We start from the raw sequence: 2872 nt of genomic DNA, 5'->3' as shown, positions 1-2872 counted from the left end.
TCGTCGTCCTGCTCATCAGCGCCATCCTCACCGCGGGCTACCTCATGCCCATCGTCACGGACGCCTTCTTCCCAGGCGCGAAGTTCGACGACAGCCACCTCCAGCCCGTCCACATGTCCATCAACATGCGCCTGCCCCAGTACCTGCTGAGCGCCGGCTCCCTCCTCACGGGCGTCCTGTCCGGCCCCCTCGTCCGCTGCTTCGACGACATCGCAGAAGCGATCCTCTGAGGCCCGCCATGGACGACAGAGTCCTGCTCCTCCCCATCCTCCTCCCCGCACTGGCCGCCGCGGCGCTGCCGCTCCGACGCTTCAAAGGCCGCACGGGCTTCTGCGCTTTCGCCGGGGGCGCCGTCCTGTCGAACAGCGCCCTCCTCCTGTACCTTGCAGCCCGGCCCCCCGTGGGAACGCTGACGCTGCTCCGTCTCTCGCACGACCTCTCCCTGGCCCTCCGCCTTGACGGGGCGGGAGCGGCCTTCGCCGCACTGTTGGCGTGTCTCTGTCCCTTCGTCGCCCTCTACGGCCTCGGCTACATGAGCCGCACTCCGCATCGGGACAAACCCTTCTTCGTCTGCTTCGCCCTGGCCTACGGCGCGGCCGCGGGCGTGGCCCTGGCGGCGAACCTGACGACGCTCTGCCTGTTCTGCCAGCTCCTGATCCTGGCCGTCCTGCCCATCACGAGGCGCGAAGGGCAGCGCATCGCCGAGGTGGCGTTCTCCCTCCCCCTGGGCTGGGGCGTCTTCTGCACCCTGCTCTCCCTGGCCTTCGCCACGGCCTTCATCGGAAACGTGGACTTCGTGCCCGGAGGCTGCCTTCCTGCCGACGCGCTGAGGAAGCCGGACCTGCTGTACCTCATCTACCTCCTGGGGTTCCTCGGATTCGGACTGGAGACCGCCGTCCTCCCGCTGCGCGGTTGGCCCGTCGCCTCTGCCGAGGCCCCGGCGCCCGCCTCCGCACTCCTCAACGCCGTCGCGGTGGCGAACGCGGGCGTCTTCGCCATCATCCGCCTCACGTGGTACGTCTTCGGCCCCGACGCCCTGAACGGCAGTTGGGCTCACCTGGCGGCCTTCGCCCTGGCCTGCGTTACGACGGTCTACGGGGCGTGCATGGCCCTGTCCTCCCAACGGCTCAAACTGCGCCTGGCCTGGTCCACCATCGGACAACTGGCCTACGTCCTGTTGGGCACGCTGCTTCTGACCCCCTCCGGATTGTCCGCCGGCATGACGCAGATGGCCGCCCACGCCCTGATCAAGGCAAACCTCTACTTCTGCGCCGGCGCCATCCTGTGCCAGTCGGGGCGGAGGTTCCTATTCGACATGCGCGGCTGGGGTTTTGGGATGCCGGCGACGTTTCTGGCCTTTCTCCTGTCGGCCCTGGCGCTCGTCGGCCTGCCCCCCATGGCGGGCTTCATCGCGAAGTGGCGGCTCGGCATCGCCGCCGCCTCTGCAGGAGCCTCCTCCCCGATCGGGTTCTTCGGGCTGGCGGCCATGCTGACCTCTGCCCTCCTCACGACGTTTTACGTCCTGCAGGTCCTCTGCGTCGCCGTCATGCCGGGGAGGGGCTTCAACCTCCGCGCCGCCAACTACGGCATCACGGATCCAGGTCCCGCCATGCTCATCCCCATCGGGCTACTGGCCGCCAGTGCGCTGCTCCTTGGCCTCTGGGCCGACCCCGTCCTCGGCTTCTTTGAACGGGCCGTGCCCGGCACCCTGCCGGAGGCGATCCCATGACGTCCACAAGCGGCAGCTACATGCTTCCCCTCCTCGTGCTGTGGCCCGCAGCAGGAGGTGCGCTCGCCTTCGCCATCGGGCGCTCCGACAGGCGTGTATTGGACTGCGCCGTCTGGGCCGTCACGCTGATCGAGCTGGCCGCCGTCTGCTTCTGCCGCGGCCTTGCGGACGCCTCCTTCACCCTGAAGGGGGTCTGTGGGCTGGGCCTGTCCCTGAAGCTCGACGGCTTTCGCCTGATCTACGCGGTGCTCACTGCGTTCATGTGGGCCGTGGCCTCAATCTTCTCCAGCGAGTACCTGACGCACCACAAAAACTGCAGGCGCTACCACCTCTTCGTCCTCATCACCCAGGGCGCCATGATGGGCGTCTTCCTCTCGGCAGACCTCTTCACCACCTTCGTGTTCTTCGAGATGATGTCCCTCTCCTCCTACGTCATGGTGGCGCAGGATGAGACGCCGGAGGCGGCCCGCGCAGCCCAGACCTACCTGGCCGTCACCATCATCGGCGGCATGGCGACGCTCCTGGGCCTAACCCTGCTCTACCGGGAGCTCGGCACGCTGGCCCTGGACTCGCTGTCCCCCGCCGCCCTGAAGGCTCGGGCGGAGGACCTCCTGGGGCCGGGGCTCCTGATGCTCGTCGGCTTCGCGGCCAAGGCGGCAATCTTCCCGCTGCACGTGTGGCTGCCCACCGCTCACGCCGCAGCCCCCGCGCCCTCCAGCGCGCTGCTCTCCGGCCTCCTGACTAAGACGGGGGTCTTCGGCATCCTGATGCTCAGCGCCACCCTGTTCCGCCACGACCCGACCTGGGCCCTGATCCTGCTGCTGCCAGCCCTCGTGACGATGGTCCTGGGAGCGGTTCTGGGCGTCTTCTCCGTCAACCTCAAGAGGACTCTGGCCTGCTCCTCCATGTCACAGCTCGGCTTCATTCTGACGGGTGTCGCCATGCTGGGCTTCCTGGGGCCGGAGAATGACCTGGCTGCGCGCGGGGTCGCGCTCTACATGGTCGGGCACTCGCTGGTCAAACTGGTGCTCTTCCTGTCCGCCGGCGTCGTCCACATGAACACCGGAGCGCTGGACCTGAACGACGTTCAGGGGTTCGGCCGCGGCAAGCCGCTGTTCTGCTTCGCCTTCTCCATGGGGGCCC

Annotated in this window: 3 protein-coding genes; all 3 read left to right on the top strand. The window is 68.1% G+C overall.

Annotated elements, in window-relative coordinates:
- The coding region (locus tag SY1_RS00400) for a hypothetical protein (RefSeq protein WP_208872469.1) at positions 1 to 230 on the top strand (230 nt) is incomplete at its 5' end.
- Positions 231 to 238: 8 nt separating this feature from the next.
- Positions 239 to 1729: a proton-conducting transporter transmembrane domain-containing protein gene (locus SY1_RS00395; protein ID WP_015555806.1), complete on the top strand. Its 1491-nt coding sequence runs from the start codon at positions 239 to 241 to the stop codon at positions 1727 to 1729.
- Positions 1726 to 2872: complex I subunit 5 family protein (locus SY1_RS00390; RefSeq protein ID WP_208872468.1), on the top strand; the 1147-nt coding region annotated here is incomplete at its 3' end. The genes SY1_RS00395 and SY1_RS00390, both read left to right, overlap by 4 nt.

It is taken from the genome of Fretibacterium fastidiosum, from assembly GCF_000210715.1.
GTDB classification, from domain to species: Bacteria; Synergistota; Synergistia; order Synergistales; family Aminobacteriaceae; genus Fretibacterium; species Fretibacterium fastidiosum.
The sequence above is the reverse complement of the archived record's forward strand: the minus strand, read 5'-3'. Positions and strand labels throughout refer to the sequence as shown.

Coding starts and splice junctions, on each gene's coding strand:
- SY1_RS00395 (WP_015555806.1), top strand. CDS start 239: ATGGACGACAGAGTCCTGCTCCTCCCCATCCTCCTCCCCGCACTGGCC.